This window comes from Fibrobacter sp., assembly GCA_024399065.1.
Classification (GTDB): Bacteria; Fibrobacterota; Fibrobacteria; order Fibrobacterales; family Fibrobacteraceae; genus Fibrobacter.
On record JAKSIB010000008.1, the window covers coordinates 20293 to 39476 of the forward strand.

Annotated in this window: 15 protein-coding genes; 7 read left to right on the plus strand and 8 right to left on the minus strand. The window is 49.2% G+C overall.

The annotated features are described in order from the left end of the window. Position 1 precedes the first annotated feature (1 nt). Positions 2 to 412: a VanZ family protein gene (locus MJZ25_05555; protein MCQ2123636.1), complete on the minus strand. Its 411-nt coding sequence runs from the start codon at positions 410 to 412 to the stop codon at positions 2 to 4. A gap of 295 nt (positions 413 to 707) precedes the next feature. Here MJZ25_05555 and MJZ25_05560 point away from each other — a divergent pair, with 295 nt between their 5' ends. Both MJZ25_05560 and MJZ25_05565 read left to right on the plus strand, forming a co-directional pair. Beyond that, entirely contained in the window at positions 708 to 1901 is a 1194-nt protein-coding gene (locus MJZ25_05560; GenBank protein MCQ2123637.1) for a class I SAM-dependent methyltransferase, read from the plus strand. A gap of 22 nt (positions 1902 to 1923) precedes the next feature. Beyond that, a complete protein-coding gene (locus tag MJZ25_05565; protein MCQ2123638.1) occupies positions 1924 to 4683 on the plus strand; it encodes a TIGR02171 family protein in 2760 nt (919 codons plus the stop codon). 5 nt (positions 4684 to 4688) lie between these two features. Here the strand turns inward: MJZ25_05565 and MJZ25_05570 are convergent, their stop codons facing one another. Continuing rightward, the gene (locus MJZ25_05570) at positions 4689 to 6131 is read right to left on the minus strand and encodes a family 16 glycosylhydrolase (protein ID MCQ2123639.1); all 1443 of its coding nucleotides are present in this window, start codon (positions 6129 to 6131) and stop codon (positions 4689 to 4691) included. 155 nt (positions 6132 to 6286) lie between these two features. Beyond that, positions 6287 to 7774, minus strand: a complete 1488-nt coding sequence (locus MJZ25_05575; GenBank protein ID MCQ2123640.1) for a tetratricopeptide repeat protein — start codon at positions 7772 to 7774, stop codon at positions 6287 to 6289. A gap of 196 nt (positions 7775 to 7970) precedes the next feature. Between MJZ25_05575 and MJZ25_05580 the strand changes: the two genes are divergently transcribed. Continuing rightward, on the plus strand, positions 7971 to 8171 hold the full coding sequence (locus MJZ25_05580) for a hypothetical protein (protein ID MCQ2123641.1): 201 nt from the start codon (positions 7971 to 7973) through the stop codon (positions 8169 to 8171). A gap of 117 nt (positions 8172 to 8288) precedes the next feature. On the opposite strand, the gene MJZ25_05585 is transcribed toward MJZ25_05580, so the two are convergent. After that, entirely contained in the window at positions 8289 to 11108 is a 2820-nt protein-coding gene (locus MJZ25_05585) for a YfhO family protein (GenBank protein ID MCQ2123642.1), read from the minus strand. A 284-nt stretch (positions 11109 to 11392) separates the two neighbouring features. Next, positions 11393 to 12343, minus strand: a complete 951-nt coding sequence (locus MJZ25_05590; GenBank protein ID MCQ2123643.1) for a metalloregulator ArsR/SmtB family transcription factor — start codon at positions 12341 to 12343, stop codon at positions 11393 to 11395. 52 nt (positions 12344 to 12395) lie between these two features. Between MJZ25_05590 and MJZ25_05595 the strand changes: the two genes are divergently transcribed. Beyond that, a complete protein-coding gene (locus tag MJZ25_05595; protein MCQ2123644.1) occupies positions 12396 to 13217 on the plus strand; it encodes a phosphatase PAP2 family protein in 822 nt (273 codons plus the stop codon). A 109-nt stretch (positions 13218 to 13326) separates the two neighbouring features. Further along, positions 13327 to 14019 (plus strand): hypothetical protein, encoded by a 693-nt coding sequence (locus MJZ25_05600; protein ID MCQ2123645.1) that lies wholly within the window; start codon positions 13327 to 13329, stop codon positions 14017 to 14019. A 110-nt stretch (positions 14020 to 14129) separates the two neighbouring features. Here MJZ25_05600 and MJZ25_05605 read toward each other — a convergent pair whose 3' ends face one another. Genes MJZ25_05605 through MJZ25_05615 form a run of 3 tightly spaced genes read right to left on the minus strand, consistent with a single transcriptional unit; the run spans position 14130 to position 16642 of the window. Beyond that, positions 14130 to 14915: an ABC transporter ATP-binding protein gene (locus MJZ25_05605; protein MCQ2123646.1), complete on the minus strand. Its 786-nt coding sequence runs from the start codon at positions 14913 to 14915 to the stop codon at positions 14130 to 14132. Positions 14916 to 14930: 15 nt separating this feature from the next. After that, the gene (locus tag MJZ25_05610; protein MCQ2123647.1) at positions 14931 to 15842 is read right to left on the minus strand and encodes a zinc ABC transporter substrate-binding protein; all 912 of its coding nucleotides are present in this window, start codon (positions 15840 to 15842) and stop codon (positions 14931 to 14933) included. Next, positions 15842 to 16642, minus strand: a complete 801-nt coding sequence (locus MJZ25_05615) for an HAD hydrolase-like protein (protein ID MCQ2123648.1) — start codon at positions 16640 to 16642, stop codon at positions 15842 to 15844. The genes MJZ25_05610 and MJZ25_05615 overlap by 1 nt, the downstream gene beginning before the upstream one ends. Before the next feature lie 37 nt (positions 16643 to 16679). On the opposite strand from MJZ25_05615, the gene MJZ25_05620 reads away from it, so the two are divergent. Together MJZ25_05620 and MJZ25_05625 are read left to right on the plus strand one after the other, a co-directional pair. Further along, positions 16680 to 17390, plus strand: a complete 711-nt coding sequence (locus MJZ25_05620) for a 16S rRNA (uracil(1498)-N(3))-methyltransferase (protein MCQ2123649.1) — start codon at positions 16680 to 16682, stop codon at positions 17388 to 17390. 70 nt (positions 17391 to 17460) lie between these two features. Next, positions 17461 to 19152: an HD domain-containing protein gene (locus MJZ25_05625; protein MCQ2123650.1), complete on the plus strand. Its 1692-nt coding sequence runs from the start codon at positions 17461 to 17463 to the stop codon at positions 19150 to 19152. The last annotated feature ends 32 nt before the right edge of the window (positions 19153 to 19184 follow it).

Below are 19184 nucleotides of genomic sequence, written 5' to 3' on the forward strand. Positions count from 1 at the left end.
ACTAATTCGAGGAAAGGGGATCGTACTTGTTTAAAAGCTTGCAAATCAGTGCATAGACGGATCCACCAATAAGACCGCCCAAGGTATCGGCAACAAGGTCAATGGCGTCACAAGAACGTCCTTCAACAAAACGCTGATGGAATTCATCTGTACAGCCATAAACCAAAGTCAAGATTACGACAACCAAAATTCGAAGCCAAATTTTCTTTGACCATTCCACACGAGTCCACCACAAGGAAAAGCAACCAGCCAAAGTGGCGTATTCACAAGTGTGAGCCAGCTTGTCCCAAACATGCGGGAGCCCCTGCAACTCATCTGCCGTCATTGAAGAAATTTTAAAAATAACGGCCATGCAAAGAACTGCGGGAATCGTGCGAAAGAACGGATACTTGGCAAATATGGATTCGAACATTTTAGCGAATAGTGAAGAGTGAACAGTGAATTTCGTCTTTTTGGTAGAAATTAGAAATTTTAGACGTTCTGGGGGAAGCACCCAATGGACTTTACGCGCCCCTTCAATGTTATTTTATTTTTAATGGCGAGCATGGTAAGCTAAGGTAAAACCGACGAGAACAAAACGTATTCTTGGCTAGGATGAAAACTAAGACAACCAATCCGCAGCGAAGCGAGGACCGTTTGGCGTGTTTTCTCCTAGACATTATAACCCGCATTTTTTGATTTTCGACTTAGTTTCTATATTTCCTCACATGAAAGCAATTACATTGAAAGCCGGACGCGAAAAGTCCGCACTCCGTTATCATCCGTGGATTTTTAGTGGCGCTATCGATGAAGTCGTAGGTGACCCTGCTTTGGGCGACGTTGTTGAAGTTTATTCCTACCATAGCGATTTTCTCGGCCTTGCCGCCTATTCCCCCAAGTCCCAGATCCGAGGACGTTTCTGGACCTTCGGCGAAAAGCAGAACATTGACCGTGAATTCTTCAGCGACATCTTGGACCGTGCCATCGCCTCCCGCAAGAGCCGCGGTTTTGACATCGCCGACAAAGAAGTTGCTTTCCGTCTGATTAACGCAGAAAACGACGGCATTCCGGGCTGCATCATTGACAAGTATGCAGACATCTACTCCGTAGAAATTCTCGCCGCCGGGGCTGAAGTCAACCGCAAGATTATCTACGAACTGCTGGCCGAAAAGACCGGCTGTCGCGGCATCTACGAACGCTGCGATTCCGACGTCCGCAAAAAGGAAGGCCTTCCCATCCGTACTGGCGTGGTCTACGGTGAAGTTCCCGACGAACCCGTCATCATTAACGAAAACGGCATCCTCTTCCCCATCGACGTGAAGAACGGCCACAAGACCGGCTACTACCTGGACCAGCGCGACGCACGCCGCCGCGTGGGCGAACTGACCAAGGGCAAGAAGGTTCTCAACTGCTTCTGCTATACTGGTGGTTTCGGCCTCTACGCTCTCCGTGGTGGTTGCGAAAAGGTTTACCAGGTAGACGTTTCCAAGGACGCCCTGATGCTGGCTAAGGAAGGCATCATGCGCAACAAGCTTTCTACCGCCCACGCCACCCATGTGGAAGCCGACGTATTCCAGTACCTGCGCAAATGCCGCGACAAGGCCGAAACATTTGACTTCATCGTTCTGGACCCGCCCAAGTTTGTTGACTCCAAGGACAACCTCCAGAAGGGTTGCCGCGGTTATAAGGACATCAACCTCCTCGCCATGAAACTTCTGGCCGAAGGCGGCATGCTGGCAACCTTTAGCTGCTCCGGCCTTATGGAAATGGATCTGTTCCAGAAGATCATCGCAGATGCCGCAGCAGACGCCCACCGTCGTTTCCAGATCATCGAACGCTTCGGCCAGCCCGCCGACCATCCGGTGAATACCGCATTCCCCGAAGGCCAGTACCTGAAGGGTTTGCTGGTTCAAGTCATCTAACCCGCATTTCTGGACACGCAACATGAAGAAAACCATTATAAAAAGAAGCCTACCTCTTCTTACAGGACTTTTTCTTGCTGCGTGCTCCAGCGATCCATCCTCCTCCGAAATCGTTTTTAATGAAAATGACCCCTTAAAATCTATCGTGACGATAGAGGCTACCGGGGCTTCCCTCTTGATGGGAACAAGCGATTCAAACTCCAGGGCTGATGAACGCCCACAAATGGAGGTTTCCTTTACATACGACTACGGAATGTCTCAGCACGAAGTTACGTGCAACGAATTCCTCAGCCTTATGAAAAAGGAATTCGGCACACAGGTTTCCGCAATCAAATGCGAGAAAGACGACCTTCCCATTACAAACGTCACATTCTACGACGCTGTTTTGTTTGCAAACGCCCGAAGCAAGGCCGAGAAATTCGACACCGCCTATACCTATACAAAGACTACGTTTAACGAACACGGAAATTGCATCGGTATGGAAGGATTCAACTTCCATCCTGAAAGGGAATCCTACAGACTTCCCACTGAAGCGGAATGGATGTTCGCCGCAGGCAAAAAATGGACCGACGAAAATTCCTGGAACGGCAGCAACTCAGAATTAAGTCCACATAAAGTATGCTCCAAGAAAAAGAACGAATTCGGGCTTTGCGACATGTCCGGAAACGTGAGAGAATGGGTCAATGACTGGAAAGTTTCTTTCAAGGACACCCTACTCACCAACTTTGCCGGCGCACCCGACGGAGGCGTCATCGGCGAAAGAGTCATAAAGGGAGGCTACTTCTATCAAGATCTGGACGTCATCAGTGTTAATCACAGAAGCGATGTCTATACCGTCACATCAACAACACAGAAGGACTATCTCGGTTTCAGACTAGCCCACGGTTCCATCCCCACCCCTTCGTGGCTTGATAAGAACGGCAACGGCAGCAGCATTAGAATCGTCTCCTTGGTCAATTCAGCAGGTATTCAAAACATTGCTGGAACATCACGAGTCAAGCTCGCCTTCAGAAACGATATTTCAAACAACCTTGCTTTCATCGACTACAGAAATGGAGCATCCTACATTCAAGAGATTCAGGACACCATGCCCGTCTACCATCCGGAAATATCTCCCGATGGTAAACATGTAGCCTTCTGCACAGTTTTCGAAACTATAGATGCTACTTCCAAAATCTACGTCAGAGATCTGGACGGTTACGGCAGTAACCTGGTGATGCTGGATGTTGAATCCGCTACAATCCCCCGTTGGCGAATTCTTGACAACGGCGATACCGCCATCGTATACGTTTCCTCCGCAGCATCTCTTAGCGAAAGCAACTTCAAAAAAGCCTCCACATGGCAAGTCGTTTTCAAGGATGGCAAATTCGGAACTCCTCAAAAACTGTTTGACGGAAATTACCACGGCGGCATCAGCGATGACAGCAAACTTGCTGTTTCCGGTGCTCCCAGGCTTCGTGCAAGAATTGCAACAGACAAGGACATCACACAAGATTCCGCCATCGATACAACATGGTACAACGATGAGCAAGCCTGTAACGCGAGCCTTTCAAAAGACAAGAGCAAACGTACTCTTTTCCTAGACTTTGCCGGAAAAACAGGAAAGGAATTCGTCGGGAAAGCCTATAGGGTTCACGAAAGAATTTTCATCGCAGACAGCACCGGAAAACTCATCAAGAGCATTCCATCTCCACAGAAATACGCCTTTGACCATACAGAATGGGCTTCCGAAAATCTCATCGTCGCAACTCTTACAAATTCAAGCAACGCCCACAGTAAAATCGCTGTAGTAAACGTTCAGGATTCCACCATAACAGAACTTGTGGAAGGCGACGAACTCTGGCATCCTTCCCTTTGGATCGACAACCACGCCACCTTGGAAACGGAACTGGATTTGGACAGTGCCGGCCAATATTTCTATTCCGGCGGAAGCGAACTCGCCATGATTCTCCGTTACAAGATGGAAATTCTTTGGGGAAACCTTGATTCCAAACTTGCCATTGTTGGATCTTCACGATCCCAGAACGGCATCATTCCACTTCAAATGGATTCTTCACTAAAGGCAATCAACCTTTCCCACATTCCCAATTCCCTTTTCAATTCCAGATACATTATCGAGAATTACCTGTTAAATCATTTGAAGGAATTGAAATACCTGGTCCTTTCTCTAGACATTGATATGTGGTGGAAAACCAAAACCAATAACTACGATAATTTCTTTGAAGCCGATTACAAAAAGTACGCAGGATTTATCTACGATGAAAACCACGACTTCTGGAAAGACGGTTATCCGGAAGGCTTACTGGAATTGACCCACGATGCCCCCGGCTTTGATTACTACGAAACAAGATTTATGCCCACACTGGGTTATTATGGAGAACCTTCCGGAGGCTGGGAAGAAGAACCATCCGTCGATTACGACAGCACTTGGACAGACAAGGGATCCCAATACCAGGAAAACTTTGACGAACTGGAAACCATTCTCAGTTTGGCAAAGAAGAAAGGAATCTCCGTTATCGGAATTATCTTCCCCCAAAGTCCTGGCTACAAGCAAACAGGAGCCTACGCAAGATACGGTTTCCGCAGAAGCGAAGCCAAGGAACGAATTCAGGAAATTGCAGATTTATCCAAGGACTACCCCAACTTCATCTTGATGGATGAATACAAAATGGGAGACCACGACTACACTGACGAAATGGCAGCAAACAAGGACCATCTAAGCGAAAAGGGAGCCGAACAAATGACTCATCGTCTCGACTCCCTCGTGCAAGCCCTTGAATAAATAAACTAGAGTTTATGGATTCTGCGACCTTTCAAATTGTAGGTTCGCAATTCGCTAGCGCCGTCACCAAATTCCACATAGAGCATTCCATTCTTGCGGAACACATTGCTGCGGTAAGGAGCGACGCTATTTACGTTTTCGCGAAGGTCGCGTCCAATGCTCTGCAAAGAATCAGTCTCTGTCGTATCGGTTTTCGGCTCTTCAGGTTTGTACTCAGAAGGTTTCATAATGCGCCACTTCTGGTTCCATTCCCAACTGGTATTCCAGTCTTGGACAACACGGGTTCCATCAGAAGTAGAACGCAGGTAATGATTGCTATGAAGCATCTTTAGACGATACTGATTGCTGTACTGATTTTCAAGCACAACCTTCTGGTGATTCTTGCCGTTCCATGTATAAACACCTGCGGTAACGCCAGGATCCGTAGTTTCGTTAGGCATTTCCACCACCATGTCACCGAAGTTGATTCGGAACGTTGTGGAAGAAAGAGGGGTGATCACGGCAACAGCAGATTCGTCTGCGCAATCACCGAGAACCAGTTTCTTTTCGCTGTTAGGCATCATACAAGTCTTGAAAGCTTCATTATAAATCAAGACCGTATCAGGTTTTGCCGGCTTTGCCTGCCAAACACGAACCCAATCCGCTTCAAAGTAAGCCGGGTTATTTTCCGTAACTTCAATATCGTCTCCAGCCCAGCCGCCAATGGCCAAGTTCACAATGATATACTGGGCAGACAGCTGTTTGATTTCCGTGGGGCGATTGTAGCTTGCAAACTTCTTGTCATCAAAGTAGAAACTCAAGGTAGATTCATCCCATTCCACGGCGTAGGTGTGGAAATCCGCAGAACGATCTACGTCATCATCCTTGTGGCCACCGAAGGAGGCTTCGTGATCCCAGGCGGAGCCATGGCTATTGTACCAATCAGGATTGGTGTAATGCAAGTAGTAGTGGTGCTGCTTACGGGATGCAGGAATTTCAAGAATGTCAATTTCCGGAGGCCAGCCATCCTGGAGGGTCCAGAAGGCAGGCCAGGTTCCCTTATGCTTCGGAGCCTTGAAACGACCTTCAATGTAGCCGTACTTCACTTCGAAATGGCCTTTGGTATCAATAGCTGCGGAAGTGTAATCCACCGGAATTTCCTTGCCATTGAACTTAGCCGTGCCCGTTGCCTTGGGGTGCTTCTTGGCTTCACCCTTCAGCATCAGCTTGCCATCTTTCACAATGACATTTTCTTCTGCACAATAGGCGCGGTGGTTGTGGGTGTGGCCCCAGTTGTAAGTGGGATTCCACTTTTTCAAATCGAGAGCATCGCCATCGAAGTTATCTTCGAAGACCAGATCCCAACCGCTAAAATTTGCCGGAGGATTAGCAACAGCAACCGTTGCCAATGCACAGATTGTTCCTACGAAAGCCTTTGCACAAAGGCTCTTCACTCCAAAGTTTTTCATACCCATCCTCGCCCACGGCACCCATAAACACCACTATCCGCAGGCAGTATCTTAAATATAACGTCTCGCACGGACTTTTCAAAATGTGGACTTTTTCGTACAAATAAAAAAAGCCCCCTTTTCAGGGGACTTTCTTAAACTTTGTCCGTAAAAAACTAGCGCTTTCTCTTCGGCAGTTCCTTAGCGTGCTTTTCAAGCCATACAGCGTCTTCCAAGGCACGTTCTGCTTCAGTTGCCCAGTCGGAATCCGGGAACTGCTGCACCACTTCGCGGTAACGAGTAACAGCGCTGTGGAAGTCTCGCATTTCACGATAGATGTTACCCATCTGGAGCATGGTGAAATAACGTTCTTCAGGATTCTGTTCTGTTTCCAACAAAGTCTTGTACATCTGGAGAGCGGCTTCCAGGCTGCCAGAGGTTACCAACAAATTAGCGTTCTGCACAGACGGTTCTACAGGAGCTTCGGCGGGAGCTGCTTCTGCAGTCTGTGTTTCAGGTGCGGCGGCCTGAGGTGCAGGTTTTGCTGCAGTCTGAGTAGCCTTGTCCTTGGCAGGAACTTCAGCGGTCTTGGTTTCCGTAGTCTTTTCTGCAGCAGCGGCCTTTTCTTCAGCGGCAGCCTTGTCTGCTTCAGCCTTTGCAGCCTTGATAGCAGCCAAACGTTCTTCAGCATTTCTGCGGTTCTTTGCGGCAGGACCAGCCTTCTTCAGATAAGCAGCCAAGAACTTCTGTTCCAGGTCCACCTTGGAATTCTTCTGATAAATGAGGGACAAGTAGTAGTTGGCTTCGTTGCCTTCTTCCTTGTATTCCAAGCCCTTCTTCAAGTTGTATTCAGCCTTATCCATTTCACCCATTTCAAAACGGGTAAGACCAGCATAGAAGTAAGCACCAGCATGCCCCGGAGTCTTCTTCAGGACTTCGCGCCAAGCCTTGGCTGCTTCGGCATAATTCTGTTCAGCGAAGAGAGCCTTGCCTCTTTCAAAGGGATCTATGGGAAGAGCCTTTTCTTCAGCAACAGGTGCTGCGGCCTTCGGTTCTTCCTTCTTGGCAGAAGCAGCTTCGGCGACCTTGGCCGGTGCAGGTTCTGCAACCTTCACAGGTTCAGCAGCCTTTGCGGGAGCGGGATCTGCAACCTTGGCAGGTTCAGCCTTAGGTTCGGCCACGGGAGCCGGTTCAACCTTAGGTTCGGCCTTCGGAGCTTCAGCAACCTTCACAGGTTCTGCTGCAGGAGTTTCCACAGAGGATGCTTCAATGGGAGCAACGACAGGAACTTCAGCCACTTCTTCCACCGGACGGTTCTTCGGATCCTTGGCGCGTTCATCGGCAGCCTTGGACTTCTGGCCCAGTGCTTCATAGACCTTGGCAGCACCTTCATAGGCAGCGCTCATGGTCGGATCAAACTTGTATGCCAAACGGTAGTTGGCCAATGCACCGCTATAGTCCTTCATCTTCACGCGGACTTCAGCTGCAGCAAAGTATGCTTCAGAGTTCTTGGGATTTTCAGCCAGCATGGCACGGTATTCACCCAAAGCCATTTCATAATTTCCCTTAGCCTCAAAAATTGCGCCCTGTTCCATACGAGGGTCTGCGGCAAAGGAATAGCCAATCAAAAGAGACAAAGCAATTGCAGAAATTCGAATATTCATACTACAAATCTAACTAATTTTCAAACATATAACTCATTGACACTCAACAAGTTACGTGTTTTAAGCACGTTTTCCAGGTAATTACCGGCCACACCTCGATCCAAACGTTAAAAAAAACTTTTTACCCTTAAAATTGATGTTTTCGAGCCATGAAAAGCTAAATTACAGGTACAACTTTTGAGATTAAAGGTTTCTAATGGGTAGACTGATTCAATACATTCTGGCAGGCGTCCTGGTGGACATCATCCTTTTCGCACTACATTATGCCATTTCCGATGACTTTTTTGCCAATACCATCGGAAACAACATCATGTTGGTGGTCTACCTTCTGGGCATTATTGTTCCCTGCGCCATCTATTACATCAAGATGCCTCCTGGACAAGACACCAGACCTTAAAGCCTTAAACCTCCCACGCCTCGGGAGGTTTTTCTTTTTCCGCTCACAAAAAAAACGCAGCCCTAAGGACTGCGTTTTCAACTTAGCTCTGCGAAAAGCCGCAGAACGTCATGGGAGTCATGCCTTACGGCTACGGACTGCAGCGAACACGCCGAGACCAGCCAACAAAATCAAGGCAACAATGCTGACCTTGACGCTAGCATGGAAAGGCTTACTGCGGTATTCCATACGAACTTCAGACTTGCCTGCCGGAATTTCAACAGCACGAAGAGTTCCGAAAGCCTTGTAGACCTTAACTTCAGCGCCATTCACGTAGGCCTTCCAGTAAGGATGATAGTTACCGGCAACCACCATGAAGCCCGGGCGGTTTGCTTCTACGCTAAACACCTGGGTATCCATCTTGGGGCTTGCAATAAGTTTTGCAGAACCCTGAATCGGACCGTCTGCTGCAACACTACCCTTGAAATCGGAAGACGGCATTTCAGACAAAATAACCTTTTCCTTGTAGAAGAACTTTCCTTCTTCATCAGCATACTTCGGTGCGGCGGGCCTTGCGGCAACAGGAGCGGCTACGACAGAGGAATCTGCAGCCACAGCACTATCAGCGGCATTTTCAGCAACCGGCTCTGCAACAGATTCTGCAGCCGGTTCTTCAGTCTTTTCCACGCGATGAGCAGCCTGCATGCGCAAGGTCTGAATTGCAGAAGAATCATCCATCACGACGGCTTCGCCAAAGAGGTAGGCTTCACCCATGGCAGTAAAGTTCACTGTCACGGGCATGTTCTTGGAGAAGTCCTGAATAATAAATCTGATATTCATCAAATCCAGGAACGGACGAGGAATATTAGGATCCAAGGCGCCCTGGTTGATATCATTCATGGTGAAGTTCATCAAGTAGTTTGCATTTCTCTGACCACCACGGAATTCACGATAGCTAGCAAGTTCGTTATCATGAATACCATCGGCATTGCGCAAGCGATACTGAGGGAAGTTGTTTCCGCTCAAAGCCTTGTTGCGGGAAATGGACAGCACGCGAGGAGTATTCAAGGAATCCGCCTTATAGGGAGCCTTGATAGCAGCGGCAATGGGATTTGTGGGCTGCAGGTATTCAGAAGCAGGAACATTCTGAATGAAGGCGCCATTGATGACAAACAATTCTACACCGGCAAAGATGGCGAGCACTGCAGCCTTCGCAGCAACACCAGCCTTCCATTTGAACACGCCCCAAGTAGCGGCAATGATGACGAGAATCAGAACGAAGCCCGGAATCACCTTACCTGCGGTTGCATTCATCACCACTTCATTCAAGGACTTGAAATAAGGAGCGGTAATAGGATCGTTCATCAAGTTCTGGCCACTCATAAGCAATATGCCAATGAAAGCAAAGCCGAACAAGATGCAAGCCTGGACGCCGCGATGAGTTCCCGGCAAACCAGCCTTATAGGCATCCATAAGATTTGCAACAGAGAATTTCTTGCCCTGGTCATCCATACTCATGACACCCAGGCAGAGAACCGCGTAAGCAATCATCACCACAAGACCAACAGGGCCGATAAAGGCGGTCCACGCAAAACGGGCAATCACAGCAAGCACCAGCAAAATCACATACATGGCGGTACCATGCATGAGGCCACGGCGATCCTTTTCCAAGGCTGCAGCTTCTTCAGGATCTTCAGACTTTGCGGTCAAAGCCTTCAACACAGGACCAGCCATCATCACCAACAAGAGCGGCAGCCAGAACAAGGCCATACCCGGGGCACGGAAATTCTTGACGCCCGGCAAAATATTGTACCACAACTTGAACAAGGGAGAATGGTCACCCATACCATAGCTAAGAGCAACTACCGCACCCATACCCCAGAAAGCAGCATAACGGCGCTTACCCGGCAGGAACAGGCAGAGGAAACCAAGGAAAGTCAAAAGAGCGCCCGCATTATTGTGATCCAGCTTAAATGCATTGTGACCCCAGTAGAACGGAGAGCCACCACCAGCAGCCATGCTACGGTATTCATCCATGGTCACGTTCACAAAGGAACTACCTTCCAGGTCGCCGGTCTTTTCGTTCTGCTCATAAACGTCAACGCCAACGAAACCCGGCAGAAGCATCTGGGCCATTTCTTCCTGATGCAAGGACCAGCTCACGGCATGACCGTAGTTGGTATGGCTATCGTCGCCACGGACAGACTGAGTGGTGGTATAAAGGTAGGGCGGAATAATCTGGAAGCAAGAAATTGCCAAGCCGAAAGCGAGACCGATAGCTGCAAGGCCAATACGCTTGCCGCGGGTCTGAAGACCATTGCAATGGAAAGCAATTTCATAAAGAGTGTAAAGGCCGGCGCCCCACAGGAACAAGTAGGTCAGCTGCAGGTGGGATCCGAGAATCATCCAGGCAACGCTCAAGGCAAGCACAATCATGTAAGGAATGCTACCGGTGCGAACCACCTTACGAATAGCAAGCAAAGCCAGAGGAGCGATGGCGAACACCATCATCTTACCATCGTGGCCACCGTAGATGTAAGTGAAGAATTCCGGAGAAAGAGCATAGAGCAAGCCAAGAAGGCCAGCCCACCACTTGTTGCCGGTCAGGTTCCAGGCCAAGGCCATGGCACTCATAAAAGCAACCCACACCGTCAAGATGAACTTGAAGCCAACAGCGCGAGCCGGATCCATAAGGAACTGCACCCAGACCAAGGGATGGTAGGCATCAGCAAACAATGCGTCGATAGTCGGCACACCGCCAAGACGGCTATCGTCCCATTCCGTCAGGATAGCGTTGAAGGTACGGACGATTCGGCTACCGATACCATTCAGCTGGTCACTGTTCAGCATCAGCTGGTTTGAATCGAAAGCGAATCCACGGAACACCACCAGAAGGATGGCAAGGAACAAAACGGACATAGCCGCAAAAAACGCAGGTTTCTTTTCAAAAATCTTCATGGCAGACAATTTAGTAAAGGTGCGGGGGAATAAAAAAAACGCCCCGTTTTTAACGAGGCGTACAAAGAACTATTTGCGGGACCGATTAGTCAACGGTGTTTTCGTCGGTCACGGTAGTCTTCATGAGGCAATAGACACCAAAAGCGGAAATAACGCAAGCGGCGATAATTGCAACATACTTAATGATTCTGGCCATACTTAAACTCCTTAATGTTTATTTCTGTTTCACAAAATATTTGTTTTTTTTCAAAAAATCAAGTCGGGTCTGTTAAAAATCACACTTTTTAGGCGTTTTTCGTCAAAATCATGCAAATAACAGGCAACTTCTTGTCCACCTCGTTTTCGCTGGGGATGATTTCGCTTTCAAGAACGGTGCAGTTCAGTTCCTTCACGAAAAATTCCAGCTGGGAACGGTCGAAACCGAGCCAAATATGGCCGTGGGTGGTGCGGAAGGATTCTTCCTTATGCTGAGCCAAGTCCAGCAGGGCAAGCATTCCACCGGGTTTCAAGATGCGGACGGCTTCCTTGAGGGCCAGTCGCGGATCCATGGCATGATGAAGCACCTGGCTCATGAGGACCAAGTCCGCAAAGTCTGCAGGAAGACCAGTCTTTACCATGTCCGCCACCTTGGGAGACACATTGGTAATACCCTTCTGCTTCAAAATCTTCTGGAAGCCGCTAATGACCTTGGGATCGCAGTCCAGGGAGGTCACGTGCCTGCAACGTCCACAAAGCATCAAGGACAGGTCGCCGCCTTCGCCGCAGCCCACGTCCACAGCGTTTTCAAAAGGCTGCATCAGCTTGCTGAAGAGGCTGATCTGGGCCTTGAGGCTACCGCCTGCCTGGTCCAGCTTATGAATCTGGTTCTTGGTGTTGTCGGAACGTTCTTCCAAAGCCTGGGCAGCACGGCACTTGAGGATTTCCTTGTCCGGAAGTTCCTCGTAGGCCTCGCGGATCATGGAAAGCATGCGGTTGCTCAGGTAAAGTTCTTCACTCAGGCGATAGTAGGCCTTGATACCGTCGCGGCGGTCCTTCAGCAAGTTGCAAGAGGAAAGCTTGGCCAGGTGGCGGCTGGCGTTACTCTGGTGAATATCCAGAATATCCTTGATTTCGTTGACAGTGAATTCAGCCTGGTCCAGCAGCAACAGAATCTTTAGACGCATTTCATCGGAAATGGTGCCGAAGAGGTCCATGCTAGGAACGATAGGTTCGCGAGTGTAATTTGAATTTGCCACAAAAACTCCGTAGGAAGTTATACTGCCAATATAATTTTTTTAGTTTAGGCCTGTGGAAAAACGAAGTTCAATCATACGCTCTCTGGCCCTATCCGCCATTTTATGCCTGTGGTGTACCCCATCCAAGGCTTCCGCAGAGATTGAATACGAACTCTCCCCCACCTTGGATATTACACTTTCTGTATTAGGAGCCGCAGCCCAGGGAATCGGTTCCTACCTTCACAGCCAGATGGAAATCAAGGACCACGACGCTTTGCGCCCTGCCAAAGACTTCCTCCCCTGGGATAGAAAGTTCATGGGCCGTTACAGCGAAACTGCAGATTTAATGAGCGATATTGGATCCGTTATCGCAGTTGCACCCTTGGCCATCGGTGGTTATGCATGGTATAGCGGAGCCTCCAACGGAAAAGAATTCGCCACATTTTCCCTTATGTTCATCCAATCCATATTATTCCAAAGTGGAATAAACCTGGCGACCCGCTCTTTGGAAATTTGGCCGCGCCCTTACATCTATTCTGAAAGCGAAAAGGGAAAAGAGGCAGTCCAAAATGCGAAAGGGGAAGCCTACGGATCCTTCTTTTCAGGCCACGCTTCCGCCGCATTTACGGTGGCTGTTTTCACCTCGGAATGGTATGACCAAGTCTTCCCCAACTCAGCAAATACAGGGCTTGTACGCGCATTGGCCTTTTCCTTGGCTGGTTTTGAAAGTGTACTTCGCGTCGCTGCCGGCAAGCACTACCCCACCGACATTCTCGTAGGAGCGTTGGTTGGTACCGGTGTAAGTTACGGAGTTCTTACATTGCATAAAAAACGGAACAAAAAGTTCTCTTTGTGGGTATTTCCCGGTGTAACGGGCGCCACACTTTACTTTTGAAAACTTTTTATAACAACTAGTTTCAAATTCCTCGGTATATATTCAAAGAGTAATGGCGCGGGACAGTGAGTTTCTGTCCACAATGTGCGCCTTAAAGGATTAGGCTAGTATGTTTGTTTTTTCTCCAAAGCACATCGTCACCGCTTTAGTCGTGTCTGCGTTTTTCGCAAGCACAGGCTTTGCTGCACCCCACAAGATGGGCGTAAAGAAATCCGTGAAGATGAGCAAGGCTAAGACCCAGATGGTTCACCAGAAGAGCGAAGCCTTGGAACAGCCGGCCGCAAATATGTCCGAAGAAGAACTTTTCAAGATGGCCCTGGAAAGCAAGAACATTTCCATGGACGGCAAGACCCTCACCGACAAGCGTGACGGCAAGAAGTATTCCATCGAAATTCGCGGGGACAAGGCTTGGATGAAGAAGAACCTTGCATTCAGTATTTCCACTCCCCGCCAGTGCCTCATGGAAAACGAAGATTTCTGCAAGAAGTACGGCCGCTTCTACAGTCATCAGGAAGCTAACAAGGCTTGCCCCGCAGGTTGGCACCTTCCCGACGATGGCGAATGGCGCGATTACCAGAAAGATCGTTCCAAGCTTGATTGGAAGGATCTTGGCCAAGGCGGTTGCAAGGATTGGGACGGCTACTGCGAAAGCTCTACCACAGGTCACTACTGGTCCGCTTCCACCGTCAAGAAGAACACCGGCCGTTCCTGGGAATTCAAGAGCGAAGCCAAGAGCATCAACCGCACCGACGAAAGCGCAAGCAAGGGCCTCTACGTTCGCTGCGTCGCCGACCTCCGCTAAAGAACCGCGTACCAATTAACGCGCTATCATAAAGATTTTTTCTCTCCTCCTATAGAATAAAAAAGGCTCCGCGAAAGCGGGGCCTTTTTTATCAATGATTTTGTTATCTATTAATGTTCGTGACCATGCTCGTGATGATGTTCGTGATGTTCACAGCAACCCCCGTGTGTGTGATCATGACTTCCAAGAACGCGATGAGGAATACCATGGGCAATCAAGTCCACTTCACAGCCATAGGCATCCGTAATCATTTCGCGAGTAAGGTTGGAACCTTCGTGGTAATGGACATCCTTGTTGACGCAGACGATGCTCTTCACGCGATTGGAAAGAGCCATCAGGTCGTGTGTCACCACCACAATGGTCATGCTGGAACTGAATTCAGCCAGCATATTATAAAGGTTTTCCTGGCCGGCGGCGTCAATGTTGTTGCTGGGTTCGTCCAGGAAGAGAATGCGGGGATTGCACACCAAGGAGCGGGCAATCAAAACACGCTGGCGTTCACCACCGCTCAGTTCCCCAAGACGACGATCCAGGTAGCCCTCCATATGCACCTTGGAAAGAGCGGCGGAAACCTCCGGGGACTTGGGCTTAAGGCCGATTTTGCCCAGGGCAACGCACTCACCCACCGTAATGGGAAATTCAATATTCTTGTTGGTATTCTGGGGAACGTACCCCACCGCCACCTTGTTAGATGGAACCTTGTCACCAAAGAGGCGAACTTCGCCAGACTGGGGTTTGAGAAGACCCACTATCAGGCGCATCAAGGTAGACTTGCCACCGCCATTGGGGCCGATAATGGCAACGAAATCATTTTCCTCGATTTCCAAGTTCACATTGGAAAGCACCGGAGTCTTGCCGTAGGCGAAAGAAAGATTCTTGATTTCAATGGCGTTCATCGTTTACCAATATAGTTAGTCCTTGCGGTTTCCGTCTATGGCAGAAAGCAAAGCCCTGATGTTCTTTTCGTATTCAAAGGACAGCGGGTCCGTATCCAAAATGACAGCATCCAGTTCACGGGCGATGGTTGTGGCGGCACGCTTGCTGAACTGAGGCTGCACAAACACGATATGGACGTTATTCGCCTTGCCCGTCTTTGCCAGGTTGAGCAAGTCACGAGGCTTCGGTTCCTTGCCGTTCACTTCCACAGTCAGCTGCGTCATTCCGTAGTCCCGGGCGAAATAGCCGTAAGACGGATGGAACACGATAAAGGTTCTTGCCTGCTGGGGCAGCTTTGCAATGGAGGTGCGCAACTCGGCATCAAGCTTTTTCAAACGTGCAGTCAGTTTCACCCAGCGTTCAATATACAATCCCGCATTTGCAGAATCCAATTTTACCAGAGCTTCGTAAACATTGCGTGCAACTTGCATCATCTGCAGGGGCGAAGTCCACAGGTGGGGATCCAGTTCCTCCCCATCGTCGTGATCATCATGTTCTGCGACGGATTTTTCACCTGCGTGAATTGCGGCAGATTCTACTTCGTGGTGATGATGTTCGTCTTCCTCCATCCAGTTGATATCCTTGGACAGGGAGACGATTTGAACGTTCTTGTTCACTCCCTTGAAACGAGGAAGCCAGGCTTCGTCCATGCCGGAACCATCGCTGAAATAAACAGAGGCCTTGGCGAAATCCTTCAAGGTGGATGGCTTAGGCTCAAAGGTATGGGGATCGGCCCCAGGAGGCAACAAGGTTACCACCTCCAGCTGGTCACCGCCGATTTCAGAAACCACGTTAGCGTAAGGCTGCAAAGTCACAGCCACAGTCAACTTGGCTGCGGAAACGGAAACGCAAAAAATTGCGAGGATGACGGCAACAAAAAAGCGCACTAAAGGCGTCCTTCGAAAAAGCCTTCAAAGTCGATATCGCTGACCATTTCCACCACGTATTCAGGTTTTTCAGTCAGCTTTTCCAAGTCTTCGCGCTTGGTCTCGCCACAGAGGGGCAGCACAAAACGACAGCCTGAACGGCGAGCCAGTTCATAGTCCGTATAAAGACGGTCCCCCACAAAAAGGATTTCTTCCGGCTCATATGTTTTCAGCAAATCGGAAAGCATGGCGGGATTGGGCTTACCAAAGCTCTTTTCCGGTTCCACACCGTAGGCGGTCTTCAGGAGAGCCATGAAGCTACCGATATCGGGCACAGGGCCGTTGGCGTCTGGGCAAACAAAATCCGTATGGGTCACCCAGAAGGGGATCTTGCGCTGCACGCGGAAGGAGAGTTCGCAAAGTTCACGGTAGTCAAAGGAATTGTGGTAGGCAATGAGGACCAGTTCCGTTTCTGCCACACTGGGGCGCAGGTTCAAGGTGGGATCCTGAGCGGCAAACCATTCCGTGACTTCGGGATTAGCAAAGAAGAACACATTCTTGATACCTTCTTCATGGATGGCATCCAAAGAAAGGTACAAGGCTGAAATAATAGCATCGTCAGTCAGAGGCAAGCCCATAACTTTCAGACGGTTTTCGTAGAACACCGGGGACTTGCTGGTGTTATTGCTCAGGTAGTAGACCGGAACCTGGCTAGCCACACGGTTCACCGTCTTTACTGCCTTCGGGTACGGGCGACCACTGAGGTAGAGGGTACCGTCCAGATCAAACACCACTGCTTTTACAGGCTTATGACTTTGCATACCGTCAAAAATAGCAAAATAAGCTATCTTTCATTCCATGAAAACACCTGACAGTCGTTTCTATTGTCCCTTAATTACAGTTGGAACCCTGGTGCTGGACGAAAATGAAAGCACCCACGCCATTCGCGTCTGCCGCGCAGCCGTTGGCGATGTTTTACAGCTTTCCGACGGTTTGGGCCATTACGCCGACGCCACCATCGTCAAGGCCGACGCCAAGGCCTGCGAAGTAAAGGTGGACGTAGTAGAAAACGCTTCCGCAGAACGACCCAAGGTATCTCTCGCCATTGCCTGCCTCAAGGACGACGCCTTGGAAGAGGTGGTCTTCCATGCTGCACAGACAGAAATTGACAGCATTATTTTCCTGCGCACCGACTATTCCCAGGAACCCAAGAATTCCGACCTGAAGAAGACCGTCCGCCGCGCCGAATTGAAGGCCCTGGTCAGCTTGAAGCAATCCAAGAAGCCCTGGCTTACCAAAGTGGAAGGCCCAATCGAATTTTCCGAATGGCTGAAAAACTACAAGGGCGACCTGGTCCTTTGTGACATGGACGGCAATGCCGCTCCCAGCGCCCAGGACCTGACGACTACGACCACATTGCTGGTTGGTCCAGAAGGTGGTTTCTCCCCCAAGGAAATTGACGCCGTTAAAAACTTCGGCGCAGGTCGAGTCCATCTGATGAAATTGGGCAATACCCGCCTACGCGCACGGACCGCAGCGATAATTGCGTTAGGCAAAATCGTTTGCTAGTTTTTTTGTAAATAATTATGTATAATTTCTTACAGACGTGATTCATTTCACGTTTTAGAGGAGTTTTGTTTTGATTTACTATTTGCTGGCTGCGCTTATTATATCGTTCATCAACATCGGCCTGTTGATGTTGATCAACTCCAAGAGAACGACTTCTTTTTATACAGCAATGTTCTACGTAATGACCATCCAGTTGGCAGGTCACTACTTCCTGGCTCGATCCACCACCGTTGAAGAAGCCTTGTTGGCAAACAAGATTGCCTATGTCGGTGCCGTCTACGTCCCGCTGCTGTTCTTCCTTGGCGAATTGACCATTTGCAATATCAAGGTATCCAAGACCCTTCGAATCGTACTGTTCCTCATCAGTTCCGTGATTTACGGATTTGCCGCAACCGCCGGTTATAGCGATATTTTCTACAAGAGCATCACCTTGGTGCAGCGCAACGGCATGACAGACTTCATTCCCGTTTTCGGCCCCACCCATGTGCTGTTCAACATCATGTTGTTCATATACCTGATTTCCGGCATCGTTGTTCTCGTATACTCCCTCCTCAAGAAAAAGAATTTCTCCTACCGCAACCTTTGGGGCTTGGCCGCCATCGGTTTCATCAGCATCGGATCCTTCTTCATCTTTAGAGAGTTGGGCTGCGACATGCTGGCCATGCCTGCGATTTATCTTGCTGTCGAAGCAATCATGCTTTGCATCATCCACCGCATCGGTCGTTACGATATCGAAGGCACCATTCGCGACACACTGGAATACCAGAACGAAAACGCCTACCTGTCCTTGGCCACCGACAAGACCTACCTTGGCTGCAACGACATCGCCTATCATTTCTTCCCCATTTTGAAGACTTTCCGAGTAGATTCAAAGATTCGTGAAGCCGACGAATTTGGAAGCATCCTTTCCAGGTTCATTGAAAAGTTCAATCCCCAGGATCTTTGCCAGGTGGACTACTTCCAGTATGGCAACAAGCATTACAAGAGCGTCCTGAGAAACCTGCACCATGGTTCCAAGACCTGCGGCTACCTGTTCCGCATCGAAGACGACACCAAGATGCAACGCTACATCAAGCTTTTGGACAAGTACAACACCGACTTGGCTACCGACGTTCAGAACAAGGATGAACACATCCAGGTTATCCAGGAACAGATGATTATCGGCATGGCCAACATGGTGGAAAACCGCGACAGCAACACCGGCGGACATATCAAGCGTACAAGCCAGGTCGTCAAGATTCTCGTCAACGAAATGAAGAAGGACGAAGCCTACCGCAACATGAACAAGTTCTTCAACGCAGTCATCAAGGTCGCCCCCATGCACGACCTTGGAAAGATTGCCGTGGACGATGTCATCTTGCGTAAGCCAGGCAAATACTCTGCAGAAGAATACAACAATATGAAGACCCACTCCGAAAAGGGCGCCTACATCGTTGAAAATCTTTTGAAGGATGTCGAATCCCAGGAACTGGTGAACATCGCCAGAAACGTGACCCACTACCATCACGAACGTTACGATGGTTCCGGTTATCCCAATGGTTTGAAGGGCACGAGTATTCCTCTGGAAGCTCGCATCATGGCTATTGCCGACGTGTACGACGCATTGGTCAGCCGCCGCTGCTATAAGGAAAAGATGTCCTTCGCAGAAGCCTACGACATCATCGTAAGTTCCATGGGTACACATTTCGATCCGGCATTGAAGAAGTATTTCATCAACTGCCACAAGGAACTGGAAGCCTTCTACGAAAGTTGCGGTGACTAAAAACTCGGCTATGCCGAGTTTTAGTTATGAAA